This window comes from Dolichospermum sp. UHCC 0406 (assembly GCF_009712025.1).
Lineage (GTDB): Bacteria > Cyanobacteriota > Cyanobacteriia > Cyanobacteriales > Nostocaceae > Dolichospermum > Dolichospermum lemmermannii.
Window position 1 is genome coordinate 75376 of record NZ_VILA01000032.1, and the last position, 19638, is coordinate 95013.

General features: G+C 34.9%; 18 protein-coding genes. 12 read left to right on the forward strand and 6 right to left on the reverse strand.

The genetic code is table 11. The annotated features are described in order from the left end of the window. Positions 1–124: 124 nt before the first annotated feature. Both FJR09_RS23530 and FJR09_RS23535 read right to left on the reverse strand, forming a co-directional pair. Positions 125–508, reverse strand: coding sequence for a DUF2237 family protein (locus FJR09_RS23530; protein WP_168651938.1), 384 nt, complete (start codon positions 506–508; stop codon positions 125–127). Between the two features lie 105 nt (positions 509–613). Continuing rightward, the gene (locus FJR09_RS23535; protein WP_168652496.1) at positions 614–2242 is read right to left on the reverse strand and encodes a cyclic peptide export ABC transporter; all 1629 of its coding nucleotides are present in this window, start codon (positions 2240–2242) and stop codon (positions 614–616) included. Between the two features lie 29 nt (positions 2243–2271). On the opposite strand from FJR09_RS23535, the gene hpnI reads away from it, so the two are divergent. After that, positions 2272–3468, forward strand: coding sequence for a bacteriohopanetetrol glucosamine biosynthesis glycosyltransferase HpnI (hpnI, locus tag FJR09_RS23540; protein WP_371260347.1), 1197 nt, complete (start codon positions 2272–2274; stop codon positions 3466–3468). Positions 3469–3524: 56 nt separating this feature from the next. Here the strand turns inward: hpnI and FJR09_RS23545 are convergent, their stop codons facing one another. Further along, positions 3525–4142, reverse strand: a complete 618-nt coding sequence (locus FJR09_RS23545) for a CAP family protein (protein WP_168652497.1) — start codon at positions 4140–4142, stop codon at positions 3525–3527. Positions 4143–4275: 133 nt separating this feature from the next. Between FJR09_RS23545 and rsmA the strand changes: the two genes are divergently transcribed. The 3 genes from rsmA to FJR09_RS23560 are packed head-to-tail and all read left to right on the forward strand — an operon-like array spanning position 4276 to position 6423. Beyond that, positions 4276–5094, forward strand: a complete 819-nt coding sequence (gene rsmA / locus FJR09_RS23550; RefSeq protein WP_168651935.1) for a 16S rRNA (adenine(1518)-N(6)/adenine(1519)-N(6))-dimethyltransferase RsmA — start codon at positions 4276–4278, stop codon at positions 5092–5094. Between the two features lie 54 nt (positions 5095–5148). Continuing rightward, positions 5149–6093: a 4-(cytidine 5'-diphospho)-2-C-methyl-D-erythritol kinase gene (gene ispE, locus FJR09_RS23555; protein ID WP_168652498.1), complete on the forward strand. Its 945-nt coding sequence runs from the start codon at positions 5149–5151 to the stop codon at positions 6091–6093. 6 nt (positions 6094–6099) lie between these two features. After that, positions 6100–6423, forward strand: coding sequence for a DUF3082 domain-containing protein (locus FJR09_RS23560; protein ID WP_015080977.1), 324 nt, complete (start codon positions 6100–6102; stop codon positions 6421–6423). A gap of 62 nt (positions 6424–6485) precedes the next feature. Here the strand turns inward: FJR09_RS23560 and FJR09_RS23565 are convergent, their stop codons facing one another. The 3 genes from FJR09_RS23565 to FJR09_RS23575 all read right to left on the reverse strand — a co-directional run bounded on the left by FJR09_RS23565 (position 6486) and on the right by FJR09_RS23575 (position 11338). Further along, positions 6486–7358: a DNA-binding response regulator gene (locus tag FJR09_RS23565; protein WP_015080978.1), complete on the reverse strand. Its 873-nt coding sequence runs from the start codon at positions 7356–7358 to the stop codon at positions 6486–6488. 670 nt (positions 7359–8028) lie between these two features. Continuing rightward, positions 8029–8853 carry a WecB/TagA/CpsF family glycosyltransferase gene (locus FJR09_RS23570; protein WP_174782860.1) on the reverse strand — a complete coding sequence of 275 codons (825 nt, stop codon included), beginning with the start codon at positions 8851–8853 and terminating at the stop codon, positions 8029–8031. A gap of 289 nt (positions 8854–9142) precedes the next feature. After that, positions 9143–11338, reverse strand: coding sequence for a tyrosine-protein kinase domain-containing protein (locus FJR09_RS23575; RefSeq protein ID WP_168652499.1), 2196 nt, complete (start codon positions 11336–11338; stop codon positions 9143–9145). Positions 11339–11882: 544 nt separating this feature from the next. Here FJR09_RS23575 and FJR09_RS23580 point away from each other — a divergent pair. The 8 genes from FJR09_RS23580 (at position 11883) to FJR09_RS23615 (ending at position 19611) form a co-directional block, all read left to right on the forward strand. Continuing rightward, complete coding sequence (locus FJR09_RS23580; RefSeq protein WP_168652500.1) at positions 11883–13085, forward strand: DegT/DnrJ/EryC1/StrS aminotransferase family protein; 1203 nt, start codon at positions 11883–11885, stop codon at positions 13083–13085. Further along, on the forward strand, positions 13082–13783 hold the full coding sequence (locus FJR09_RS23585; protein ID WP_168652501.1) for a WbqC family protein: 702 nt from the start codon (positions 13082–13084) through the stop codon (positions 13781–13783). The genes FJR09_RS23580 and FJR09_RS23585 overlap by 4 nt, the downstream gene beginning before the upstream one ends. After that, positions 13780–14733, forward strand: a complete 954-nt coding sequence (locus FJR09_RS23590; protein ID WP_168652502.1) for a hypothetical protein — start codon at positions 13780–13782, stop codon at positions 14731–14733. The genes FJR09_RS23585 and FJR09_RS23590 overlap by 4 nt, the downstream gene beginning before the upstream one ends. 12 nt (positions 14734–14745) lie before the next feature. Further along, positions 14746–15303: a GNAT family N-acetyltransferase gene (locus FJR09_RS23595; protein WP_168652503.1), complete on the forward strand. Its 558-nt coding sequence runs from the start codon at positions 14746–14748 to the stop codon at positions 15301–15303. Beyond that, on the forward strand, positions 15290–16072 hold the full coding sequence (locus tag FJR09_RS23600; protein WP_041458100.1) for a phytanoyl-CoA dioxygenase family protein: 783 nt from the start codon (positions 15290–15292) through the stop codon (positions 16070–16072). Before FJR09_RS23595 ends, FJR09_RS23600 begins: the two co-directional genes overlap by 14 nt. Positions 16073–16093: 21 nt before the next feature. Further along, positions 16094–16375, forward strand: coding sequence for a hypothetical protein (locus tag FJR09_RS23605; RefSeq protein ID WP_051155199.1), 282 nt, complete (start codon positions 16094–16096; stop codon positions 16373–16375). A gap of 124 nt (positions 16376–16499) precedes the next feature. Next, positions 16500–17453, forward strand: a complete 954-nt coding sequence (locus tag FJR09_RS23610; protein ID WP_168652504.1) for a glycosyltransferase — start codon at positions 16500–16502, stop codon at positions 17451–17453. Positions 17454–17820: 367 nt separating this feature from the next. Beyond that, positions 17821–19611, forward strand: a complete 1791-nt coding sequence (locus FJR09_RS23615; RefSeq protein ID WP_015080987.1) for an ABC transporter ATP-binding protein — start codon at positions 17821–17823, stop codon at positions 19609–19611. Positions 19612–19638: the final 27 nt, after the last annotated feature.

A 19638-nucleotide genomic window follows, 5' to 3' on the forward strand; every position in this document is an offset into this window, starting at 1 on the left:
TAGCAATGCTAAACCCCTACCCAATTTTACAATTTTCTATTCTTTAGTCATCTTTAGATGACTTTTGCTATTAGACTGGGAATTAATTCCCAGTTGGGTTATCGGTTTTACTAATAATTATTAATTAACCATTTTCCTGATTACGAATTACCCGATGTTTTTGCAAATCTGCTAAATTACAAACTTCTAACGCCCTAGCATGAGTGGCTTCTAAAACCACGGTCGGTGCTACACCATCTTCTAGGGCTTCTTGCCACCTTGCAGCGCATAAACACCAGCAATCACCGGGTTTTAAGCCGGGAAAACTAAAATAAGGTGCAGGTGTACTCAAATCATTACCTTGGGATTTAGTATATTGCAAAAATTCCTCTGTAACTTGAGCGCAAACGACGTGCATTCCCATATCCTGTCCACCGGTGCTACAAAATCCGTCGCGGTAAAATCCAGTCATGGGAGAAGTGCAGCAAAGTTCTAATTTTGTACCCAGTACGTTTTTAGCTTCTGTCATGATTAATTCCTCACAATTATTATTTATTAGGGAAAACGAACCGCAGAGGCGCAGAGGACGCAGAGAAAGAGGGTTTGAGAGATATTTTGCGTAGGTCTTGATTTTTTAAGTTTGTGGGAGTTTATCAAATTCAATTTTACCATAGTTTAATTTAATAATTCTATCGGCTAAATGAAAATAATGATCATCATGACTAATTACTAAAATTGTTTTTCCCTGTGTTTTTAATTCTGGCAGTAATTGAGTATAGAATATATCTTTGAATAAGGGATCTTGATCAGCAGCCCATTCATCAAATAGATAAATTTGCCGATTTTCTAAATATGCTGTGAGTAATGCGAGGCGTTTTCGTTGTCCTTGAGAAAGAGATGTGGTGGAAAGTTGCCCATTTTCGATTTTGACTTTATGATCAAGTTGCAATTTCTCTAAATATTTTTGGGCTTGAATATCTAAGTTATTATTTTCTAATCCTAGTAGTTCTTCAAATAAATAAAAATCAGAAAAAACTACAGAGAAATGTTGACGATACCATTCACGGTTATTTTCTGTAATCAAATTTTCATCTAAAATAATTTCGCCATTTTCAGGAATGTATAACCCTGTAATTAATTTGGCTAAAGATGATTTACCGCTACCATTGCCACCCACAATAAAAACTAATTCTTGGGGATAAAGGGTAAGATTAATTGGACCAAGAATAAAACTACTATCTTCTTTATCTGTGTAATAAGTGTGAGTAATATTTTGAAGTTGTAAACTGTGCCAATTTGTGAGAGCATGAGGTGGTGCAGTGGCAACTTCTGCACGACTGGCTAAAGATAAACCTAAAGATTCGATTTTTTGTAAAGCAACACTGGCTTTACTAATTAATGGTAAATTATTAGAAATATTATCCATGGGCAACATTAAATAAGTAAATGTGAGAATATAACCTGATAAAGTTTCGGCATCAATGGCGAATAAATGCGGTAAAATAAAGAGGACAAAACCAATGGCAAAGAAAAATATTAATTTACCCCAACTGGTAGTTGTGGCAAACAAAGTTAAACCTTGGACATTATGATTTCTAAATCTGCTGGCTGTGGCTTCTAGACGATTGCTGAGGAAAAATTGTCGGCGTTGATAGTGGAGTTTGAGTTCTTTGATTCCGGCTGTAATAGTGCTAAAGTTATTAAACAAGGCATCTTGATCTTCACGGGCTAAAGCTAATAATTTTTCTCCTCTATCTAATAACCATTTACAACTAGCAATAGCAGCAATCATTAAAACCACAACCATGATAAATACTAACCAAGATAGCCAAGTTATATATAGTAAACACCCCAAAGCCATGGACATATCAATACATAAAAAGGGAATGACATAGACAGCATTAGCTACAGCTTGGACATCTTCTGTTAAAGTTGCTAATAAGCGGGGATTTCCTAATTGTTCTAAATGACTTAATTCCGAGGCTAATATTTGCCGACTTAACCGCATTCTTAATTGCAAAACCGCATTTTGAGATAAGCGAATTAACATGATTTGGGACATTACGCCGGTAATTAAGGCCACGGTGACTAAACCGACGAAACCCCAGGCTATAGTTGTCAGAGGTGCAGCATTGCTTTTACTCGCAGCACTACTAATGAGGGCAATTAATCCCGCGCTACTACCACCACTCAAGAAACCTGTAATAATGGCTATTGCTACCATTGTCCAAGAAGAACGCAAAAGAAAGTAAATTAGATTCATTATGTCAATTGTCAGTTGTCAGTTGTCAGTTGTCAGTTGTTTTACTCCCTGATTTCCTATTCCTGATGTTAATTTTTTGTTTATCAGCCGTTTTATTTTACACCTATGGGGTTTATACAGCGATAGCGAAGCGCTCCGTAGGAATCGCTTTTTTGCGTGACTCCCCTCCCATAAACCCGAAATTTCATCCCCCTGTCACTATCCTGAAACCGCTGTGTGGTGTTGATAAGGGGACTTACACCAACTTAGCTTCATTTTGTCAACAAAATTATCCCCAATATCAAATTATTTTTAGTGTCCGCAGTTCTACAGACCCTAGTATAGAAGTAGTTGAGAAACTAATTCAACAATTCCCAGAAATAGACATTAGTTTGGTGGTGAAAGATCATATTCTGGGTGCAAATTTGAAAATTAGTAACTTAGCTAATGCTGTCACCGCTGCCAAACATGATATTTTAGTAATTGCTGATAGTGATATTCTCGTCGGTTCAGACTATTTGCAAACAGTTATTCAACCGCTAAAAGATGAAAAAGTTGGTGTTGTTACCTGTTTATATCGTTCCACAGCCCAAGGAATAGCTACTATTTTAGAAGCTATTTGTACAGCCACAGATTTTCAACCCGGTATTTTAGTTAGTAATCAATTAGAAGGGATAAAATTTGCTTTAGGTTCAACTATTGTTATTCGTAAAACTACATTAAAAAAAATTGGCGGTTTTGCGGCTGTAGCTGATTATTTAGCAGACGACTATCAACTCGGTTATTTACCAACTCAAGCCGGGGATAAAGTAGTTTTATCTAACTATATAGTAGAACACGGATTAGGACATAGTAATTTATTAGATTCTATCAATCGCCAAATTCGTTGGGCGCGTTGTATTCGTGTTTCTCGTCCTGGGGGTTATGCAGGATTAATATTTACTTTTGGCACAGTTTCTAGTTTACTATTATTAATAACTAGTGGTGGTTCTATTCTCTCTTTGTTGGTTGTATCCATAACTTTACTCATGCGATTAATTATGGCTTGGGTAATAGGGGTAAAAGTTCTTAATGATGCAGTTACTAAAAAGTATTTTTGGTTAATTCCTGTTGCTGATATAGTGAGATTTATAATTTGGTGTTGTGGCTTTTTTGGTAATACTATTGAATGGCGAGGGACAAAGTTTAAATTAGTTAAAAATGGTAAATTGGGAATGATAGAAAAAGAGAAGTCAGAAGTTCAGTAGGAGGAAGGAACAAGAAAGACGGAAATTTCTCCCCTGTACCCCTGCTAACTTTTTGACTACGGTTTTAACACATTAGCGGGAAACTGCCCTTGGACATTACCAGCGGGTGCATAATGGCAGACGACATAGAAAGCTTTGTATTTAGTACCGTTTATGGTTTTAGTGCCTTGTGCTGTACCACAACCTAATTGGGTACTACTTTTCCACACAACCTGGGTAAAATGCCCAGTAGCCGAGGAAAACCCTGGACTATTATAGTTATATAATTTGACTTCATCGTACCATGACTGAACTGCTGTGTTAGCCAGGGCGGCATAGTTTACTGAGGGTGCTGTAGTATAGGAGACATACAAGTTTTCTCCAGCATTGTTCCGTTGATTGGTTGCGCTGTGTTGAAACAATCCATTGGTTGCTAAGTATTGCGCCCAGGCTTGAGCAGTGTTGTTAGCAGAACTACTAATAGTCATGTTAGGACTACGGTGAGTAGCTCGATAACTGTTATGTTTAGATAAAGAAGTGCTACGCAAAGTCGTTAGATCAATAGATGTTTGTGCTAAAACTGGTTCGCTACTCATGGGAATTATACTGGCAAATTGAGAGGGAGCTATTCCCATTAATATGAGAGTTAAAGCTGTACCTGTTGTTAGAGTGAGAGTTGAAAAGAATTTATTCATGTTTTTATTTGTCCTGTGACTAGAATGAATTTTTGACAAGTTAGGTTATCGGCAAGAAGTTTATGTCAACAAAATAAAACACATAAAACGCCTAACAATATGATAGTTTTTTAAAGCAATATTTTTTAACAAAATGATTCAACCCCGTAAACAGTTTGCTCAACATTGGTTAAAAAGTGATAAAGCTCTCAACTCAATTGTCCAAGCGGCTAATTGTCAGGAAACTGATAAAGTTTTAGAAATTGGCCCCGGTACAGGAATTCTCACTCGGCGTTTATTACCGCTAGTAAAATCTTTACTGGCAGTGGAAATTGACCGGGATTTGTGCAAATTACTAGCTAAACAATTGGGGGAAAAAGAAAATTTCTTACTTCTGCAAGGCGATTTTCTGACTCTTGATTTACTATCCCAATTAACAGCATTTCCTAATTTCCAAAAGCAAAATAAAGTTGTTGCTAATATTCCCTATAATATTACTGGGCCAATTATTGAAAAGTTACTGGGGACTATTTATCATCCCAATCCAGAGCCTTTTGATTCTATCGTTTTATTGGTACAAAAAGAAGTAGCGGAAAGATTATATGCTAAACCAGGTTCGAGAACTTTTGGGGCGTTATCGGTGCGGGTACAATATTTAGCAGATTGTGAGTTAATTTGTACAGTTCCCGCTGCGGCATTTGTGCCACCACCAAAGGTAGATTCCGCTGTGGTACGGTTACTTCCTAAACAAATAGAAATTCCAGCCCATGACCCCAAGAAGCTGGAAACTCTAGTTAAATTGGGATTTGGGTCAAAGCGAAAAATGTTAAGAAATAATTTACAATCGGTAATTGACCGTGATCAATTGACGCAATTACTGGAACAATTAGAAATAAATCCCCAAGTCCGCGCTGAAGACCTCGGAGTTGCCCAATGGGTATCACTGGTAAATATGATAGGAAATGCTGAATAGTTGTCTTTACTGTTCCCTATTCCCTATTCCCTGTTCCCTGCTTTTATAACCGTTATGCGTTCTTACAGTTTAATTACACCTGCCAAAATCAATTTGTATTTGGAAATTATTGGTAGTCGTCCCGACGGCTATCATGAATTAGCAATGATTCTCCAAAGTATAGATTTATCTGATCAAATTGATATTCACCCTGCCAGTACAAATAATATCCGCGTCTACTGTGATCATCCCCAAGTACCCACAGATAAAACTAACCTAGTTTATAAAGCTGCGGAATTAATGGCCAAGGAATTTCCCAATGCTTTTAGTAATTTTGGGGGTGTTGATATTACCATTAAAAAGCATATTCCTGTTGCTGCTGGTTTAGCGGGAGGTTCTACCAATGCCGCAGCGGTGTTAGTAGGAATAGATTTACTTTGGAACTTGGGATTAACTCAATCAGAACTAGAAGAATTAGGCGCAAATCTCGGTTCAGATGTGCCATTTTGTATTGCTGGAGGAACGGCAATTGCTACGGGTAGAGGTGAAAAACTCGCTCCTTTACAAAGTTTGGATAATTTACATATCGTATTAGCCAAATATCGCAGTTTAGAAGTTTCCACACCTTGGGCATATAAAACCTATCGAGAACAATTTGGGATTAATTATATTCAAGATTCAGAAGGTTTAGCGGCTCGTGCTAGTGCTTTTCATTCAGAAGGCATGGTAAAAGCTATCTTGAATAAAAATACCGAAAAAATTGTCCAAGAACTACATAATGATTTGGAGAAGGTTGTCTTACCAGCTTACCCTCAAGTATTGCAACTGCGGGAATTATTCGCCAGTCAACCAGGGGTTTTAGGGACAATGATGTCAGGTTCTGGCCCTTCAGTCTTTGCCATTGTTGAATCTCAAACTCAAGCAGAAATAGTCAAGCAGCGAATACGTGCAGCTATTGCTAATGAGGATTTAGAATTGTTTGTAACGCGGACAATTAAACATGGAATTAAAATCGCCTAATTTATTATGAATCAACCAAAAGAAACGTCATCAGCAGATAGTTCTACTCAAGTACAAGCAACTCCATTACGCTGTATAACTGGAGCTACAATTTCGGGTGGATTTGCCTTTATTACCTATTCTCTCATGATAGCGATCGCTACTACTTTTGCCAATAAACCCAACCATTCTGATAACCAAACCGTCATCAATATCGCTGCCGCTGTCCGTACCCTAGTAGTAGGTATAGTCGCCTTGGGTGCGGGCATATTTGGATTAGTTGCATTAGGCTTATTAGCCTTATCAGTACAACTTTTTATCCAAAAATTAAGCAATCCTAAAAGTAGTTAGTTTTAGCTAATAGGGAATAGGAAGTTATTTTCTTCTTCCTGCTTTCTTCTCTAACTCCTCACTTAATTCCTCCCGACAGCTACAGGTTTAACTAATTGTGAGCGATTTTTGATAAATTGCAAGTTAGTATTTTTCAAACCTGAATTTAACTGATTTTTTTTGCGCCAATCTGTGGGAGATGTATGATTATATTGGCGAAACTGTCGGGAGAAATGACAAGCACTTTGATAGCCAAGATTTGTAGAAATTTCCTCAATTGTTTGATTAGTATTTTTCAGTAAAGGTAGGGCTGCTACCATTCGTCTTTTGATAATCCAAACATTTATGGGATCTCCTGTTTGTTTAGCAACTTGATTAGTTAAATATGCAGAAGAATAACCAACAGCTTCAGCAACATCCGATAAAGTAATTCCTTCTTGATAATTAGCTTCAATATAATCAAAAACCTTTTTCAAATGGGGAATATTCGGAAAAATTGACTGAGAATTTACTGGTGTATTGGGTAATTCTGCTAATGTGACTTGAGGAAAATTAGTAGCATACCAAGATCTAAAAAGATCCTGTTTTTGTAATCTAATTGCGATTGCTCGCAATAATTCATCAGTTGTTGCAGGTTTAGTTAAATAATCATCTGCTCCGAATTCCATTGCTTTTCGCAAAGATGCCTTTGTATTAATAGCAGTTAGAAAAATAAAAGGAATAATTGCCGTTAATCTATCCTCCCGTAGATTCCTTAATACAGTATAACCATCCATGTCTGGCATTACCATCTCACAAATTACTAAATCAGGTAAATATTCTTTGATTAATTGCAGTCCAATAATACCATTTTCTGCACCTATCCCATGATAGCCCTTAGCCTGAAGATAATCTAAAACAAAATTGCGATTCACAACTTCATTGTCAATGACGATAATTTTTTTTGTTGCGTACATAATTATTCCAATCACTAGATTTTGGTGTTTTTAGCCATTACTAAAATCTGTACCGATTCACGGACAAATTTTAGATATAAACTGAGCAATAGGAAAGATAAAATTATAGCGAAGAGTTAATACAATCTTGATAATTGCTATTATCTCAATTAGTAATTAATCTTGGCAGATTCGCATTTAAGATTGAATAATTTTAATTTTATCAATAAAAAGTAAATACTTTCAACTTAGTTGCATAAAACAAATAATTTTTGTTTATATTGCTTTTTAATTGAGCTACCCTAAAATCTGAACGTAGAAACATAAAATTGCGCTATTGTCAATTAATATTTGTGTATATTTGGAGGTTGCGAGATTTGATAAATAGGTAAATTGTGAGTTATTTACCTGATTTTACCAAATTTAGTCTCTTTTGCATTCAACTACGAAAGAATATACAAAGTCATCTGCCCCCAGGAATATATTTTTGTCTCAAATTGGCTACTAATCATTTAGCATCCTCCCTAGGGAAGAGAAATGAATGCAGTAAATACAGCACTTTCCGGTGTTATGTGGGATATATAGCGGGCAAGATGATATATAGCGGGCAAGATGCCCGCACTACAAGAGTTTCGGTAATAATCCTTTATTTATAGGTGTTTCAGGAGTTTTATGCACGACCAAGCTGTTGCTATAACCTTAAGTATTGAAGTAGAGTCAAATTCAAGATTTGCTTGCAAGCTAACCAGATAAAAGCTGGGATAGTTGTCATATATCTTTTAAATAGTCTGGATGGTTCTTGAGTCAGACGATATAACCACTCCCCACCTAAATGACGAACCCAATAGGGCGCTCTTTTCTGACTCTGAGCAAAAACAGGAAATGCTCCCCCTAAACCAATCATTACAGCCTGAATTTTATCTTTATGTTGATTCATCCACAACTCTTGTTTTGGACATCCTAAAGCCAATAAAACTATGGCTGCACCACTATCATGAATTCTTTTGATCATAGCTTCATCCTCTGTAGATGTGAGTGGACGAAATGGTAAAGGCTCCATACCAGCAATTTTCAGGTTCGGAAAAAGATCCATTAAGTTCTTTCGCATCTTCTCTAGAGTTACTGTATCAGCACCTAGGAAAAAAAGCGGAATGTCTCTGAGTGGGGCTAATTTACATAAAGATAACAGAATGTCCAAACCAGCAACGCGGTTTTGAGTACCTGCACCCATTAGTTTCAGCATCCATACCAGCGGCATACCATCGGGAGTAACAATATCTGCATTCTTTAAAACAGAGGAAAATTCAGAATGCCAATAAGATTCTACTAGCATATGAGTATTAGCTACGCAAATAACTTTGCTGACTTTGCTCATAGCCCATTCTAAAATGATGTTTATTTGTACCTCAAAAGGTAACGCAGTCACAGGAGAGCCAATTATATCAATTGTTGGAGTTTCCAGGTTGAGATATGGACTGACATCTTGAATTTGACTTTGTTTGTTTACGGTTAGCATATATTTTTGATATTCTTGTGTTCACAAAAATCTGCACAGAATGTTTAAAAAATCAAGGCTATTAGACAATTATGCGAGTTACTTTCTAGTAATAGTAATTTCGCATTTTATCGAACAGAATTCAGGAGTCAGGAGTCAGAATGAATTCTGTGCGAGTGGCGGATGAATAACTGGGTTTAAGACCCCCCACCAAATCTACGATTTGGTGGTCTTTAATCAGTCGCAGGTTTGAATCCTCGACTGATTGATTCTGACTCCTGGCTACTGACTCCTGACTCCTTCTTCAACCTTATGAATCAATAGTAATTGCTCCCAAAATAGGAGTAAAAGAGAAATTTAATTGTTCTAATACTTTGGTTAAAACAGAACATTTTGTTTCACCTATTTTTACAGCTAAAATACTTACATCTGTATGTTTCATCAGGATACTAGTATCTGCAAAACCTAATAGATTTGATGTATCATAGATAATTAAGTCAAAATTTTGCTTAAATTGTTCTGTCAAATCTTGGATCTGAGGTGATGAAAGTAAAATTGTCGGATTTGTGGTAATTTGACCAGTAGTTAAGATAGACAAATTATGCTCTAAAGATAATTTTCCTGTATTTTTTACAGTTCTTTTCTTAGGGTCATAATTTTTTTCTCTGATACCGCTAATGTTTTTGTGGATAACATTTTCAAAATTTAAACCTTCAGTAATAATGTTGCTTAATCCTTCTTTATTCGGTAAGTCCAACATTTTATGAATACTAGGATTACGCAGATTTGCATCCACCAGTAACACCCGTTTACCCATAGCTGCTGCTGTCTGAGCTAAGTAAAAAGCAATTGTTGATTTGCCATCTCCAGCATCACCTGAAATAATTGCTAGAGAGCGGATATTATTATCACCATTGAGCAGAGAAATATTTGTGTAAACAGAGCGAAAAGATTCCCAAAAGTTGGAGGTATTATGGTTTTGAAAAGGCTGACCACTTTTAGCAAACTTAATATGAGGAATGTTCCCTAATATTGGTAGTTTAGTTTTATCTTTCACTTCTTCAATATTATAAAAAACGTTATTAAGCTTGTCTATAAATAAGGCAAATCCCGTACTTAATAATGACCCCAAAGCTATTCCTAAAATTAAATTTCGGATGGGACTCGGTGCAAGATTCTCCGGCTGACTAGGAGGAGTAAGTATCTGCCAAGGTATCTGCTTTTGGGCTGAATCTATGCGTAATCTTTCCCGCTCAGTTAAAAAGTGATTGAGGTTATCAACAGCAATTTTTAATTGTCTTTCTAAATCATCTTTTTCACGAATAAGAGCCGGAAACTGTCTAACCTGCTCTTGCAAAGAACTTTCAACTTGACTAAGAGATTGGATTTGGGTTTTTAATAATTGAATTTGCTTAGTCGTATCGAGGAATTTTTGAATTTCTCGCAAACGAGCCGAATTTGGTGGGGCTGAATACAAAGAATTCATAGTTGTATTTGCAAATTTTATGCCCAAAATCTGCAATCTTTCCCTGATAATTAAAGCCAATAAATTTTGTTTTTGAATGAGCAGGGTTTGAATATTTGGGCTATTTTCTGTATATTGAGATGATTTTATGGCGATTGTAGCTTCTATATCTTGAAGTTGGCTCAATAGCTTCTGATAATCAGGAGACTCACTCAAGGCTGAAATAGCCTCTGCTTCATGACTTTTTAATTGCAACTGTTCTTGCAGACTATTATAAAGTGCTTGAGTTCTAGTCAATTGTATTTCATTATCTACCCGTTTTTGGACAATTTGATCAAATTGATTAGCAAGTTGCTGTCCTTGAATTTCAGCATTAATAATGCCATATTTTTGCCGAAAGTTTTGTAGTTTTGATTGGAGGGTTTCCACATTCTGTAATAGTTGCGGCAATTGCTTTTCCACAAAATTAATTGCCAATTTAGTTTCTGTTTGGCGTTCGTCTAAACTGTATTTTAAGTATGATTCAGATGCTTGATTTAATACAAACAAAACTTTTTTAGGGTTGCTATCTTGATAACTAACTTCTAAAATTTGAGTATTGGGTAGGAGGTTGATATTGAGTTGAGGTGCGCTGCTACCTGGGTAATGCTTTTGCACTTTTTGAGTGAGAGGAGACATCAATTTAGGACTTTGTAAAATCTTCAACTTAGTTTCATCAATTTTATGAGCAGTCTCATCTCTTTTTGATCTATCGTCTCGTGCAACTTTATCTTCAGCAGTTATCGGCTCAGTTAAAAGTTCAAATTTACCGACATAAGTGGGAGTGCTAGTCAAAGCCAATCCTATCGCCGCAGCCGCAATGGTAGTTGTGCCAATGATAATTATTGGTATTCTGCGCCGAATAACTGCTAATACTTCACCTAAGTTCAATCCACCTTCATTACCTTCTTCAGATGGAACTTTATAAATCAAAGGCTTAGATTGACGTTGCTGTTCATTTATTTGAGCTAAATTTTGCAGAGAATAGCGTTTTTTTCTCATCTCAAACCTTAGATAATTTCTAATTTAATTCAATATCTTTGCCAAATTCAAAAAAGCCTTAATTTATGGGTTGAGCAAAGTAAAACCCAACCCACAAAAAAATTGCACAGGTATTGATAAAATAATCAGAATATTTGGACATGATTTGACTTCAACAACTTAAACAGTTGATTAAGTTGTAAAGTAACACTGTTTCATGGGTTAAAGTGGACAATTTGGCAAATATCTTGAAGCTTTCAATTTGGTAAATATATTATTATCGTTTTGAGCTTAACCGACAAGTATTGATTCGCAAGCCTACAAACCTTCTGCCAATTTGTCTACAATAAACCATGCAACAATGCTAATTTACAACATAGTCTAGTTTTAAAAAATGTAGGTGCAAAAAAACAGGGTTTTTAGTTCATCAACTAGATGTTAACTTTTTTGGTTATGAAACTTTTGACAAGCATGGGATACATCCTAGATCAGTTCTTTACGTAGTTGAGAAGTGATCTGACTATTAAAGTACCCTAATTTACTTATCTTCCTGAGAATAAATCCAATGATAAATCAACTTTCTGAACTTGCATATTTTGGTGGAGAGCCAAAATTTAAAGAAAAACTATTTGTAGGTCGTCCAAATATTGGAAATCGAGATATTCTTCTCAACAGGATTAATGATATGTTAGATCGCCGATGGTTATCTAACAATGGGGTATTTGTGCAAGACTTTGAACAGCGGATTGCTGATTATTTAGGAGTTAAGCACTGTATCGCTGTTTGTAACGGTACTATCGCCCTAGAGTTGGTCATTCGTGCCTTAGAGTTAAAGGAAGAGGTAATTATTCCTTCTTTTACCTTTATTGCCACAGCCCATGCTTTACAATGGCAAGAGATTACACCGATTTTTTGTGATGTTGACCCTAAAACCCATACCCTTGATCCGGAGAAAGTAGAGTCTTTAATTACACCGCATACATCAGGGATTATGGGTGTCCATGTTTGGGGACAGCCTTGTGACGTTGAATCTTTGACCGAAATTGCTGACAAGCACCAACTCAAACTAATGTTTGATGCTTCCCATGCTTTTGGCTGTTCTCATCAAGGAAAAATGATTGGTAATTTTGGTAATGCTGAGGTATTTAGCTTTCATGCTACTAAATTTATCAATACCTTTGAAGGAGGTGCAATAGTCACCAATGATGATCAGTTAAATCAAAAATTGCGGTTGATGAAAAACTTTGGTTTTTCTGATTTTGATAAGGTCATTTACTTAGGTACTAATGGTAAAATGTCCGAAGTATCAGCCGCTATGGGGTTGACTTCTTTAGAAAATATGGAAGAGTTTATTGAGGTCAATCGCCGTAATTATCATTATTATCAAGAGGGTTTAGCTAACATTCCAGAAATATCATTATTTCCAGTCAATGAATCTGAGAAGCATAACTATCAATATATTATCTTGGATATAGATGAGGAGAAGACTCAGGTTAGTCGAGACTTATTAATTAAGATTCTTCATGCTGAGAATGTGATTGCTAGGAGATATTTTTATCCTGGTTGTCATCGCATGGAACCATATCGCTCTTATTTTCCTCATGCGGGTTTGCTGCTACCTGAGACAGAGAAATTAGCGCAAAGGGTTCTGATTTTGCCGACAGGAACAGCGATTTCAGAAGATGATATTAGTAAAATATGTCAAATTATTCAAATTGTAGTTGCAAACGAAATCAAAGAGACAAATAGAGGTTCTGAACAATTATGAAACTGGCAATAATGCAACCATATCTTTTTCCGTACTTTGGATATTTTCAACTTATAAACACAGTAGAAAAGTTTATCATCTATGATGATGTACAGTACATAAAAGGTGGATGGATAAATAGAAACAGAATTCTCTTAAACTCGCAAGCCCATCTATTTGCATTTAGCATCAATAACGACTCCACTTTTTTGAACATCAATCAGAGATATTTTACAAATAAGTTTGATAAGGAGAAAGAAAAATTCTTTAAAATGGTTGACTCTGCTTACTCAAAAGCTCCCTTTTACTCAAATACCAAAAAATTATTGGAGTGTATACTATTTACTGGCGAACTGAATGTATCAGATATGATCACACAAAGCTTAATACTGATTTGCAATTATTTAGATATAGGTACACAGTTTTATATTTCTTCAGGAATTGATAAAGATAATACATTGAAAGGAGAAGAACGAGTTATTGCTATAAATAAATGCTTAGACTCGAAACATTACATAAATTCAATTGGAGGAGAGACATTATACTCAAAAGATGTATTTAAAGAAAATGGTATAACATTATCTTTTATCAAACCCAAATTAGTGGAATACAAACAATTTAAAAATCAGTTTGTTCCTTGGCTTTCAATTATTGATGTTTTAATGTTTAATTCAGTTGAGAAAACAAGAGAAATGCTACAGGAGTATGAATTAATATGAATGCAATAGGTGGATATTTTGGCTTGGAACTTGATAAGAAAAATGAATATCATTCTGAAGCTATCCGTTTAAATACTGGAAGAAATGCCTTAGAATATATCTTAATCTCAGGATTTTACAAGAAAATATATTTACCTTATTACACTTGCGAGGCTCTAGTAGAGCCGGTAAGAAAATTAGGTTTATTACATGAATTCTATTTCATTAATGAAAAATTTGAACCCATATTTGACTTTTCATTAATTAAAGAAGACGAATGTTTTTTATATACTAACTACTTTGGGCTTAAAGATGACTTTATCTATACGTTAAAAATGAGGTGTGCTAATTTAATCATAGATAATGCCCAAGCCTTTTATGCAGAACCTTTAGAAGATACTGATACATTTTATTCACCTCGAAAGTTTTTTGGTGTTGCTGATGGAGCATATTTATACACTACTAAGATTATTCAAAGAGAATTGGAACAAGATATTTCTTATGAAAGGTTTGCACACCTACTTCGTAGGATTGATATGAATGCGGAAAATGGTTATTCATTCTTTATAAACAATGATAAATCATTGTCTAATATGCCTATTTTGAGGATGTCAAAGTTGACTCAAAGAATGCTGAGTTCAATAGACTATCAAGATGTTGCTGCTTGTAGGAGAGACAATTATAATTATTTATATATTGCTCTAAAAGATTTAAATAAAATAGATTTTAAACTCAATTTGGATCAAGTTCCTATGGTTTATCCATTTTATACAGATGATTTAACTATTAGGAAAATCTTGATTGAAAATAGAGTATATACAGCACAATATTGGTCTAATGTTTTGGATTGGGTTGATGAAGATAATATTGAATATAAATTTACTACTAATATAATTCATCTACCAATAGATCAAAGATATGCTGAAGATGATTTAAGCAAAATAGTAACGATTATATTTGAACAATATTAAAGGTAGAATTGAATGAACATTCACGGTGAAAAGGTTATATTAATAGCTATAGAAGCAGAAGACTTAAAACAACTTCAAGTATGGGCAAATGATCCAGAAATTCAATATATGCTTGGAGGTTGGCATTTTCCAACTAGTATGAATGATCAACAAACTTGGTATAAATCTCTTTCATGTAATTCTAACAATCAAAGATTTATCATTCTCAATGAAAATAATGTTCCAATGGGAATGGCAAATCTGATTAATATCAATTATAAGGATGGTAATGCTGAACATGGTTTATTATTGGATAAAAACTATCGGGGTAAAGGATACGGTTATAATGTAGTTGTGGCTATAATGAATTATGCCTTTAATGAATTAAGATTAAATAGATTAGAAACAACTATTATTGCCAATAATCAGCCATCTTTGAATCTATTCATGAATAAATGTAGATGGAAAAAAGAAGGTGTTTTAAGAAATTGGTACTTTAGGAATGGTGAATTTGTTGATAAAATATTTTTAGGTATTTTAAGAGAGGAATTCATGGACATATATGGAGCAAATAATCATGAACAGCCATAAAAATAGTTTACTAGAATACGGATTTACTATCATAGATTCTGTCTTCGATGATAAGTTTGTTGATAAAATTAATCTCTCTCTTGCAAGAAGTTATGATTTGTGTAGAAAGATTCAGATTAAAAATGGCATAGATGCTGTTACAGATGGAACAGTTCATCATTTAATTGCATCTCATGACATGGTTTATATAAAAGTGATTGATAAAATATGCCAATCAGAAATATTTAATTTTATTAAAGATTATTTCAATGGCAATTTTATTCTTAATAGCTATGGAGGTGTTATAAATCTACCTGAAAAGCCGTCTTATGTAGCAAATATTCATAGAGATGTCCGATTTTTTTCAGGTGAATTTCCATTGATGCTTAATTTGTTAATCATGCTGGATGATTTTACTTTGGAGAACGGAGCTACTTATCTGTTAGCTGGATCTCATAAGCAGGACGAAAAACCAACTGAAAAAGAATTTTATGATATATCGGATAGAGCTTTAGGCAAAAAAGGAGATATTTTATTTTTTAATTCAAATTTATGGCACGCAGCAGGGATTAACAAAACTGATCAGGCAAGAAGAGCAATAACTATAACTTTGACAAAACCATTTATGAAACAACAGTTAGATTACCCAAGGGCTGTAGGGTATGATAAATTAGAAAAAATGAGTTCTCGGTTACAACAATTAATAGGTTTCTTTTCTCGAACTCCATCAACACTTGATGAGTGGTATCAAAAACCGGAAAATCGTTTTTATCGTCCAGGACAAGATTAATAATCACCGGAGTTTAAAACTATGATTACAAACAGAGATTACAACCAAGAATGGAAAGACACATCTAATCACAAATATATTTATGATTTCGATTTAGATGTAATTCATCCTTTCATGATTAAGTCATTTACTCCATTTTTTCGTTTAGGCAATATAATGGAATTAGGAAGTTTTAAAGGAGATTTTAGAAGGAGATTGTTAACTCTTTTTAAAGATATTACCTGTGTTGAAGCCTCAAATGAAGCTATTGATATTTTAATTCACCGCTCTGGAATATTTTTTAAAGCACTTGCCAATTTTTAATGGGATAGATTATTAAGTACAGATATAATTTCCCCAGAATATGTGGAAGGGTGTTATCAACTGGGACAACAATATCCTGATTTATGCTCAAGTATTTTTCTAATGTGTGAAAAGGGTAAATAAGATGGACGTTCCTTTACTATCAGTTTGTTCGACAACATACAATCATGTGAATTTCATAAAACAAGCAATTGATGGGTTTCTTGTGCAAAAAGTTGATTTTGCATGGGAGATAATTATCGCAGATGATTTTTCGACAGATGGTACAAGAGAAATTTTATTAGAGTACAAGAATAAATACCCTGACTTGATAAAACTAATTTTACAAGAAAAAAATGTAGGAGCAGCACAAAATTGTATTGACTTAATTACCACTCCCAAATCTAAGTATATTGCCCTCTGTGACGGTGATGACTATTGGACAGATCCTCTTAAACTGCAAAAACAAGTTGATTTTTTGGAAGCTAACCCTGACTTTGCCATTTGCTTTCATAACGCCGCAGTTATTAATGAGTATTATCCCGAAAAAAATCGACTAAATAGTGATGATTTAACCCCAGAAGTTAGCACTTTGGATAACCTCCTTAAAGGAATCAACTATATTGCAACTGCTTCAGTTGTAATCAAGACAAATTTGATTCAAAATCTGCCTGATTGGTTTGCTTCTCTTCCTTTTGGAGATTATGGACTATACCTAATCGCAGCACAACACGGAAAGATAAGATATCTCAATGAGATAATGAGTGTTTATCGCATTCATCAAGGAGGTGTATACTCGAACTTATGCAACACGCCCAAGGGTATGACACGAATCCATCAGCAAACCTATGAGTTTTGGAAAATAATTAATAAATCTGCCACTATAAGTCAATCAAGGCTAAGACAAGCTACTTTAAGATCAATCAAGAACGTTGTTTATAGTGCAGCTAACTCAAAACAAATAAAAGTCTTCTTAATATACCACTATCTTTTGTTAATTCACAGCCATGGTGAAGATTATAGGCAAGTACCTAAAAAAATTCTTAGGCTTTGCCGTTCTGCTATCAGAGAATTGCGCGACCATTTGGTACACATATAAAAACAAAATCCTTTAGTCTGTACACGTACATAATTAAGTAGAAAGGCATATCTTTGGGTAAGTCTCCCCAATTACATCCGGTTCTGAGTTGATAGAAAATACCATCTAAGATTTTAAGATTTCTCGTTTAGTCCATGTCTGCGGACGAGTCAGCTTTTTCTTTGGCAATGGCGGTTCTATGATTAACCACTCTTCATCCGTCAAGCTACTTGAGCATATTTACCTCACCTTTTGGTTTGATTTCTCTACATCGTAAAAGATACCAAATAGGTTCTATAAATCATAAAGAAAGATTCCCCAATTTTCTGAATAACCTAATTTTAGATACCTCTTTTTATAAATCAAATTCATCAGGTATTAAGCACTAATGACTCATTTTCTCTCCAAGCTGTTATATATCACAAAAGGAAATCATAAGTCGCTGATAGCGATGCTTTTCCTATTCATCCTTGTTTCTGGCTTAGAAGTTTTTGGAACTGGAATGATTTCTCCATTTATTGCGATCGCTGTCAGTCCAGATGCAATCAAAAGTATTTACTGGTTAGATTTAATTTACAAACAGTTGCATTTTAACTCTGAGCAGCAATTTTTGATCATTCTAGGATCTGTAGTTATTATTGCCTTTTATCTAAAAGCATTCTTGGCTTTTAATGCTCAAAAAGCAGTGTTCAAATTTAGCTCTAGTTTAAAAAGAGAACTATCTTGTAAACTCCTAAAATCATATATCGAAGCTCCTTATGGCTACCACCTACAGATTAATTCAGCAACACTTATTCAGAATATCACTAACACAACAGATGCCGTTTCTATTGGTGTAGTATCTACATCTTTGACATTTATCTCTAATACTGTAATCGTCCTGGCATTAATGCTGCTTTTAATCAAAACTAATGCGATCGCTTTAATTCTTATTGCGGTGCTGCTACTTATTTCTTTTGGATTGTTGCATCCAATGAAAGACCGTTTAGCTCGTTGGAGTAAAGAGGGGTTTCATGCTTATGGGGAGATGATTCGGATTACAAATCATGGATTAGGGGGATTGAAAGAAACTCGTATTATTGGTTGCGAATCCTATTTTGAGGATCAGATGGAGGAGCAATCAAAAATTTATGCCAAAAGTAACACTTTAGCTTCATCCTATGGTAATCTTCCCCGCTTTGTACTTGAGCCATTAATGATGAGCTTCTTAATAGGCTTTACATTTTTATTTATCACCTTAAATCAAGATAAAACGCAAAATCTGACTGGGGTTTTAGGAATTTTTGCGCTCGCTTCGGTTCGTCTGCTACCAGCAGTTGGAAATTTAATCTCTGGCATTAATGTAATTAGAGGTAACAGTTATTCTCTTGATCAGCTATTCTTTGACCTTAAAGAATTGGAAAAAGAAAAGCTGATAAGTAACTTTGATTCTGCTAGAGTTTCTAACAAATTATTGCCAAAAGGGCAGCAAACATTTCGGTTTGCTGATAAAGTTATTTTAGATGGACTCACTTTTCAATATCCTAACACTGACAGAAATGTACTAGAAGATATTTCCCTATCTATTCGCAAGGGAGAGTCTATTGGACTAATTGGTAAATCTGGTGCTGGTAAAACCACTTTGGTTGATGTTATTCTCGGTCTTTTTATCCCTCAATTTGGAGATATCAAAGTTGACGGAGTTTCAGTTTATAGCGATTTACGCTCCTGGCAGAATATGCTTGGCTATGTTCCCCAATCTATATTTTTGATTGACGATACCCTTGAGCGAAATATTGCTTATGGAGTTGCTGATCATTTAATTGACAAAAATAAATTAAAGAAAGCAATTGCAATGGCTCAACTTAGCGAAGTAGTCAAACAACTTCCAGATGGAGTGAAAACTATTATTGGTGAACGGGGAGTTCTTTTATCAGGAGGACAACGCCAAAGAGTTGGCATTGCGAGGGTGCTTTATCACGAAAGAGAAATACTGGTTTTTGATGAAGCCACCGCCGCTTTAGATACTGAAACAGAACATCTGATTACTGAAGCAACAAAAGCTTTAGCTGGTAGTAAGACAATCATTATTATTGCTCACCGTCTTTCCACAATTGAGCATTGCGATTGTATTTATCAACTTGAACAGGGTCGAATTCTCAAATCAGGCAGTTACCAGGAAGTGATTGTAGAAAGATAAGAAATTATGTCATTTTTCATCCGATTT

What these genes read in the sequence shown, in the direction of transcription:
- FJR09_RS23530 (WP_168651938.1), bottom strand. Translation starts at nt 508, where the DNA reads ATGACAGAAGCTAAAAACGTACTGGGTACAAAATTAGAACTTTGCTGC.
- FJR09_RS23535 (WP_168652496.1), bottom strand. Translation starts at nt 2,242, where the DNA reads ATGAATCTAATTTACTTTCTTTTGCGTTCTTCTTGGACAATGGTAGCA.
- FJR09_RS23545 (WP_168652497.1), bottom strand. Translation starts at nt 4,142, where the DNA reads ATGAATAAATTCTTTTCAACTCTCACTCTAACAACAGGTACAGCTTTA.
- rsmA (WP_168651935.1), top strand. Translation starts at nt 4,276, where the DNA reads ATGATTCAACCCCGTAAACAGTTTGCTCAACATTGGTTAAAAAGTGAT.
- ispE (WP_168652498.1), top strand. Translation starts at nt 5,149, where the DNA reads ATGCGTTCTTACAGTTTAATTACACCTGCCAAAATCAATTTGTATTTG.
- FJR09_RS23560 (WP_015080977.1), top strand. Translation starts at nt 6,100, where the DNA reads ATGAATCAACCAAAAGAAACGTCATCAGCAGATAGTTCTACTCAAGTA.
- FJR09_RS23565 (WP_015080978.1), bottom strand. Translation starts at nt 7,358, where the DNA reads ATGTACGCAACAAAAAAAATTATCGTCATTGACAATGAAGTTGTGAAT.
- FJR09_RS23570 (WP_174782860.1), bottom strand. Translation starts at nt 8,853, where the DNA reads ATGCTAACCGTAAACAAACAAAGTCAAATTCAAGATGTCAGTCCATAT.
- FJR09_RS23575 (WP_168652499.1), bottom strand. Translation starts at nt 11,338, where the DNA reads ATGAGAAAAAAACGCTATTCTCTGCAAAATTTAGCTCAAATAAATGAA.
- FJR09_RS23580 (WP_168652500.1), top strand. Translation starts at nt 11,883, where the DNA reads ATGATAAATCAACTTTCTGAACTTGCATATTTTGGTGGAGAGCCAAAA.
- FJR09_RS23585 (WP_168652501.1), top strand. Translation starts at nt 13,082, where the DNA reads ATGAAACTGGCAATAATGCAACCATATCTTTTTCCGTACTTTGGATAT.
- FJR09_RS23590 (WP_168652502.1), top strand. Translation starts at nt 13,780, where the DNA reads ATGAATGCAATAGGTGGATATTTTGGCTTGGAACTTGATAAGAAAAAT.
- FJR09_RS23595 (WP_168652503.1), top strand. Translation starts at nt 14,746, where the DNA reads ATGAACATTCACGGTGAAAAGGTTATATTAATAGCTATAGAAGCAGAA.
- FJR09_RS23600 (WP_041458100.1), top strand. Translation starts at nt 15,290, where the DNA reads ATGAACAGCCATAAAAATAGTTTACTAGAATACGGATTTACTATCATA.
- FJR09_RS23605 (WP_051155199.1), top strand. Translation starts at nt 16,094, where the DNA reads ATGATTACAAACAGAGATTACAACCAAGAATGGAAAGACACATCTAAT.
- FJR09_RS23610 (WP_168652504.1), top strand. Translation starts at nt 16,500, where the DNA reads ATGGACGTTCCTTTACTATCAGTTTGTTCGACAACATACAATCATGTG.
- FJR09_RS23615 (WP_015080987.1), top strand. Translation starts at nt 17,821, where the DNA reads ATGACTCATTTTCTCTCCAAGCTGTTATATATCACAAAAGGAAATCAT.